Genomic DNA, 7,359 nt, shown 5'->3' with positions numbered 1-7,359 from the left:
GCTTACCGCTGTGCCCGTATCCGCCACCATCGTGCGCAGCACCCGCTCCAGATAGCCGAGGTAACGTTGCATCGTCGCCGGTTCGAACAGCGCCGTGGCAAACTCCAGCGAACCCTGAATGCAACCGCCGATTTCTCCCAGATCCAGCGACACATCGAACTTCGAGGTGCGACTCGCAGCGCCCAGCCCTTCGAGGTGCAGGTCGCCCAACGCCAGCTCGACGCTTTCGGTGTTCTGCCACGACAACATGCTCTGGAACACCGCGCTGTGGGACAAACTGCGCACTGGCTTGACCAACTCCACCACCTGCTCGAACGGCAAGTCCTGATGCGCCTGCGCACCCAGCGTCTGCGCCTTTACACGTTGCAGCAGCGTTTCGATGCTCGGTTCACCCGACACATCAATCGGCAAGGCCAAGGTGTTGACGAAGAAACCGATCAGCCCTTCGACCTCGGCACGCATACGGTTAGCGACTGGCGAACCGACAACCACCTTGTCCTGCCCCGAGAGGCGCCCGAGCACTGCGGCCCAGCCGGCCAGTACCGTCATGTACAACGTGGTGCCGTGGCGCTGGCTCAGCGCTTTGAGGTCCGCCGTCAGCACTGCGTCGAATGCCACCGGGAGGGCTGCGCCGGCATAGTTCTGCTGAGCGGGCCGTGGATGGTCGCAAGGAAGCATCAGCAGCGCCGGCGCATCGGCCAACGCAGCTTTCCAATAGTCACCCTGAGTCTTCAGCACCTCATCGTCGATCCAGCGACGTTGCCAGGCAGCATAGTCAGCATACTGGATCGACAGTGGCGGCAGTGGATCGTCCTGCCCACAGCGGTATGCCTCGTAAAGGGCAACCAGTTCCCGGGTCAGCACACCCATGGACCAGCCATCCGAGACGATGTGATGCATTGTCACCAACAGCACATGCTCGCGCTCACCCAAGCGTATCAACCGCCCTCGAATCAACGGCCCCTGCTCAATGTCGAAGGGTTCCCCAGCTTCCTGCGCGACCAGCCTGTTGAGTTCGTGTTGCATCTGGGCATGAGCGGACAGATCGATCAACTCCAGGGCAAACCCGACGTCCTCGGCAGCGATACGTTGCAGGACTGGCTGCTCCGGAACCTGCACGAAGCCAGTGCGCAATGCCTCGTGACGGGCAATGATCCGATCCAGTGCACGTCGCAGTGCATTGCGGTCCAGATCGCCTGTCAGGCGCAGGCCGGCCGGCAGATGGTAAGCCTCGCTGGCGCCTTCGATTCGCGCCAGAAACAGCAAACGCTGTTGCGCAAAGGACAGCGGTAACGGCCCGTCGCGGCTCACCGTCACAATCTCCGGCAACGTGCTGCTCAACGACCGCGCCACGGCCAATGCCAACTCACTTAATTGCGAATGGGCAAACAGTTCGCTGAGCGGCAGCTCCACGCCGAGGCGCAGGCGAACCTGTGAGATAAGCCGCATCGCCAGTAGCGAATGGCCGCCCAATTCAAAGAACCGGTCATGCCGCCCAACCTGGTCCAGGCCCAGCAAGTCTTGCCAGATCTGCACCAACACTTCCTCGACCGCTCCCTGCGGCGCTTCATAGCCATAGGTATTTATCGCGCCCGATTCCGGTACAGGCAGGGCCTTGCGGTCCAGCTTGCCATTGGGCGTCTGCGGCATTGCATCCAGCAACACATACGCCACGGGCACCATGTATTCCGGCAATTGCGCGAGCAGCAACCCACGTATTGTTTCGACCGACAGGGCATCGTGACCGGCCTGCGCCCGGTAGTAGGCCACCAGGCGCTGCTCGCCGGGACGATCTTCGCGCACTACCACCACGGCCTCGCTCACCCCTTGGCAAGTGCCAAGGACGACTTCGATTTCACCCAACTCAATGCGCAAACCACGAATCTTCACCTGGCCATCGTTACGGCTCAGATAGTCGATTGTGCCATCGGGCAGGTAGCGGCCAATATCGCCTGTGCGGTACATCCGCGCATCGGGTTGTGCGCTGAAAGGGTCAGCCAGGAAGCGTTCCTGCGTCAGGTCACTACGGTTCATGTAACCGCGAGCCACGCCCGCGCCACCGATGTAAATCTCCCCGACGGCGCCGATGGGCACGGGCTTGCCATGTGCATCGAGCAAGTAGAACCGGGTATTGGCAATCGGTCGACCAATGCTGACCTGGCTGGCACCTGTCGCCTGGGCGCCCACTGGCGTGGCCGATGACCAAATCGTTGTTTCGGTGGGGCCGTAGACGTTGAACAAGGTCTTGACCTGGCCGGCGATGCGCAGAGCGAGGTCAGCAGGCAAGGCTTCGCCGCCGCACAGGGCGGTCATCGCTGGAGCACCCTGCCAGCCTGATTCGAGCAGCATGCGCCAACTCGCCGGTGTGGCCTGCGCGACGGTGGCGCCGCTTGAGGCAACCACCTCAGCGAGCAATGTACCGTCACGCCCCTGATCCCGGGAGACCAGGACAATACAGGCGCCGAAAATCAGCGGCAGATACAACTCAAGGCCGGCGATATCAAAACCGAGGGTCGTCAGCGCCAGCATCCGATCGCTGGACACCATGCCCACCATGTCACGCATCGAGCACAACAGGTTGACCACGCTGCAGTGCTCGACCATCACGCCTTTGGGTTTGCCGGTCGAACCCGAGGTGTAAATCACGTAAGCAAGGTGCGCGCAGGTCAAGCCCGGCACCTGCGGGTTGGCGGAAGATCTGCCTTGCCAGTCCGCGCTGGATAGGTCAATCAGTGGAATTTCGCCATCGGCCAGCAAATCGCGCGTGCCGGCGTGTACCAGTAACGCCACGGGCACACTGTCTTGCAGCATGTAGCTCAGGCGATCGATGGGATAGGCCGGGTCCAGTGGGACATAAGCGGCGCCCGACTTCAAAATTCCCAGCAACCCGACGAGCATGTCGAACCCACGCTCGACGCAGAGCGCCACGCGATCATCCGGGCGAACGCCACGGGCCAGGAGTTCGTGTGCGACACGGTTGGCTTGCCGGTTCAGCTCGGCATAGCTCAACTGTTGATCACCGAACACCACGGCAACCGCGTCGGGAGAGGCCTCGACCCGGGCCTGGAACAACTGCGGGATCGTCTGCGTTTGTGGGTAGGCCACCTCGGTGGCATTCCAGGTGTCGAGCATTAGCCTGCGTTCGGCGATCGAGACAATATCGAGTTCGTAAAGTGGCGTGTGGGGTGCCTGCTCCAGCGCGGCGACCAGACTCTCCAGGGCTGTCTGCATGTAGTCGCCGATGCGCTGCGCATCAATCCCGGCCGCGGCCTGGACGGCCAGGCCGAAACCTGTGCCTTCATCATCCACTGCCAGCGACAATGGGTAATTGGTTCGTTCTTCACCACCGAGCACTTCTATGCCTTGCCACGCCGAACGCATTTGCGGCGTGATGTCGGTTGCGCTATGCCGATAGTTGAGCAAGGCACTGAACAACGGCGTCGGCGCGGCAACGCCGCTGCAACGCTGAGCCAATGCCAGCGATGCATGTTCGTGGCCCAGCAGCCCAGTCAGGCGTTGATGAGTCGCCATCACTCCCGCACGCGCACCTTGCTCGCCCAGGCTGACCCGCAATGGCAGGGTGTTGATAAACATACCCAGCGCGCGATCAGACCCCTCGCCTGCCTGCATCCGGCCCAACAGCACCGTACCGAAGACTACTTCGTCGCGACCGCACACACGGCCCAACACCTGGGCCCAGGCCAGATGCATTACGCTTGCTGCGCTCACCCCAAGCAACCGCGCCTGCTCCCGCAGGCGGCGGCTCAGCCCGGCATCCACCGCCAGATTCGCCTCCTTGATGCCATTGCCGTCGCCCTGCACATCCTGCATGCCAAACGGCAGCGTCGGCTCTTCAATATCGCCAAGCATCTCACGGAAAAACCCTTCGTGTTCCTCCCGGCTGACACCCAAGCGAGCCTGCGCTACATAGTTGCGATAGGGCATCGCCACGCCCAACTGGTGCGACTCACCGAGCAAATACGCCTGCATTTCCTGCTGCACCACTTCCAGCGCCGTATGGTCGAGCGCCATGTGGTGGAACAACAGCATCGCAACCCAACGCTGATGGACTGCATCTTCTGCGAAGGCCACGCGCAACATCGGCGCCTGACGCACATCGAGCCGGTAATGCCGGGCATCGAAATGCTCATGCAACTGCGCGGCGATATCACCGGCCTGCGGGTCCGGCTCAAACGCTTCACAGACCAGGCGCGCTTGTCGCCACACCACCTGCATCGGTTCATCAAGGCCTTCCCATACCAGGGAGGTCCTGAGGATGTCGTGGCGGTCGATCACCTGTTGCAGTGCCTGGGTGAACCCTTCCAGACGCTCGCGACGGTCAAAGGCGAACTGCGTCTGCAGCACATAGGGATCGCCTTTTTCAGCCGTGAGGTGGTGATAGAGAATGCCCTCTTGCAGTGGCGCCAGGGGGTAGATGTCCTGCACGTTGCGTGCCCCACCGGGAACGCTCGCGACGATACGGTCGAGGGTTGGTTGGGTCAGGGTGGCCAGTGACACCATGTCTGGAGTGATGTGTTCGCAGTCCAGCGGGATCAGGTTTTCCGGCACTTTGATTTCTTTGCCATTGTCGACGGCGCTGGCCAGCGCGGCCAAGGTCGGCTGGCTGAACAGGACGCGCACGTCGGCGCTTAAACCGACCTGGCGCATCCGTTCGATCAGCGTAACGGCCAGCAGCGAGTGCCCGCCCAGCTCAAAGAAATGGTCGTGACGACCCACCTGCTCCACATTGAGAACGTCTGCCCAGAGCTGGGCCAGTGTCGATTCAACCTCACCTTGCGGCGCTTCGTAGCCGCGCTTGACCAGCGCCGCAAGGTCCGGGGCCGGCAACGCCTTGCGATCCAGTTTGCCATTTGGTGTCAAGGGCAGTGCCTCAAGACGTACATAGGCCGCCGGCACCATATAGTCCGGCAACTGCGCCACCAGGTGCGCACGCAACGCGTCGAGGTCCAGCAGATGCCCAGTGAAGTAGGCCACCAGGCGTTTTTCGCCGGGGACATCTTCACGCATCATCACCGCTGCGCTCTTAACATCCACATGCTGGGTGAGCCGGGCTTCAATCTCGCCGAGTTCGATACGGAAACCACGGATCTTCACCTGATCGTCGTTGCGGCTCAGGTATTGGATGTTGCCGTCCGCCAGCCAACAACCGAGGTCGCCCGTGCGATAGAGCAATGCATCAGCATTAAATGGGTCGACGACAAACTTCTCGGCAGTCAGCTCGGGGCGGTTCAAATAGCCCTTGGCCACGCCGTCGCCGCCAATATACAGTTCGCCCGCCACGCCCAGCGGAGCTGGGCGCTGGTGAGCGTCGAGTATGTAGACTTGGGTGTTGCCAATCGGACGGCCAATCGGAATGCTGCCTTTGCCTACATCCTTGATTTCAAAGGTCGTGGTAAACGTCGTGGCTTCCGTCGGACCGTAGGCGTTGAGCAGATGCTGCGGCGCACCCTCTTTCAATACCCGGCGGATAACTGCCGGATCAAGCACATCACCGCCGACGATCAGGTAACGCAACTGCCCGAATACCGTCATCAGGTTGGCGGCGTATTGGAGGAATAAGCCTGTGGTCATCCACAACACGCTGATCGATTGCTCAAGCAGCAGCGTTTTAAAGCGTTCTTGCGACAGCAGTACATCTTGCTCAACCACTACCAGGCACCCGCCATTGAGCAGCGGAGCCCAGACCTCAAGGGTGCTGGCGTCAAAAGCCGGGTTGGAGGCGAAGGTTACGCGATCCTCGGGGGTGAATTCGGCGTAGCCGTTGTTGATCACCAGTCGGCTGATCGCCCGGTGCGGAGCCAACACACCTTTGGGTATACCGGTCGAGCCCGAGGTGTACATGAGGTACGCCGGCATTTCGCTTGTCTGCGGCAACTGTGGATCATGGCTCGACAAATGCGCGAGCACTGTCGTGTCGAGGTCCATTCGCTGGACGTCTTGTTCGACGGACTCACCACTGTAGGTCAGTAGCAGCGCTGCCTGGCTGTCCTGCAACATGAAACGCTGACGTTCATTTGGTGCGTTGATGTCCAGCGGTACGTAGGCGGCGGCGCATTTAATAATGGCCAGTTGACTGACGATCAGATCAATCGAGCGCGGCAGCAGGATCGCCACGCGATCACCCGGCCCTACACCGTGGCCGATCAGATGGTGGGCCAGTTGGTTGGCCTTGATGTTCAGTTCGCGGTAGGTCCAACGTTGCCCATGCTGTATGGCGGCCGTTGAATCAGGGCGACGCACAACCTGCTCCTCGAACAGCGAGTGGAGGGTTTGGTGCTGCGGGTAGTCGGCCTCGGTGGCGTTGAACTCGACCCGCAGTTGCTGTTGTTCTGCCGTGGGGAGGACATCCAGGCTGTACAGCGGTGCGGCGGACCTCGATTCCAGCGCCTCGGCCAGACTCTCCAGCGCAGCGTTCATGTAGGCGCAGACACGCTGGGCGCCGACGCCCGGCATGACCAGCACGGTCAGGGCGAAGTCTTCGCCGAGGTCATCCACCGACAACGTCAGCGGATAGTTGGTACGTTCCTCGCCGCCCAATACCTCGATGCCTTGCCAGGCCGAGTCGGCAGCTATTGTGCCAGGCTGAGCAGAGGAGTGACGGTAGTTGAGCAAAGCGCTGAACAACGGCGTTGGCGCTGTCACCCCGCTGCAACGCTGGGCCAAGGCCAGAGAGCTGTGCTCATGCCCCAGCAATGCACTCAGTCGAGCATGGACCGCCCTCACCCCGGCCTTGACGGATTGTTGGCCGACGCTGACGCGAAGCGGCAAGGTGTTGATGAACATCCCCAATGCCCGCTCGGCACCGTCGCCGCCCTGCATCCGCCCCATCAGCACGGTGCCAAATACCACGTCTTCACGCCCCGACACCCGGCTGAGTACCTGGGCCCAGGCCAAATGGTGCAGGCTGGCCGCGCTCACGCCTGACTGGCGAGCCAAATGCCGTAGGCGACGGCTCAGGCCGTTGTCGAGCAGCAGCCGGGCTTCCTCGATGTCACTGCCGTCACCCTGCACATTTTGCAAGCCGAATGGCAGGGTTGGTTCGTCAATGTCGCCGAGCATTTCGCGGAAGAATGCTTCATGGGCCTCGCGACTGACACCCAGTCGCGCCTGGGCCACATAGTTGCGATAAGGCACCGCATCGCCCGCCGCGTTTGCCTGGCCCAGCAAGTACGCCTGCATTTCCTGTTGCACCACCTCCAAAGCCACGTGATCAATTGCCATGTGGTGAAACAGCAGCATCGCCACCCAGCGCTGGTTCGGCGCATCGTGGCTAAACGCGATGCGCATCAGCGGCGCCTGGGTAATGTCCAGGCGATAGTGCCGGGCATCGAACCGGCC

The 7,359-nt window shown here is 61.6% G+C and carries 1 protein-coding gene; it reads right to left on the bottom strand.

Annotation, left to right across the window (positions count from 1 at the left end; genetic code table 11):
• Positions 1–7,359, bottom strand: a 7,359-nt coding sequence (locus tag GIR22_RS25625) for an amino acid adenylation domain-containing protein (protein ID WP_154746070.1), incomplete at both ends; no start/stop codon positions are given.

This window comes from Pseudomonas karstica (assembly GCF_009707515.1).
GTDB lineage: Bacteria > Pseudomonadota > Gammaproteobacteria > Pseudomonadales > Pseudomonadaceae > Aquipseudomonas > Aquipseudomonas karstica.
The sequence above is the reverse complement of the archived record's forward strand: the minus strand, read 5'-3'. Positions and strand labels throughout refer to the sequence as shown.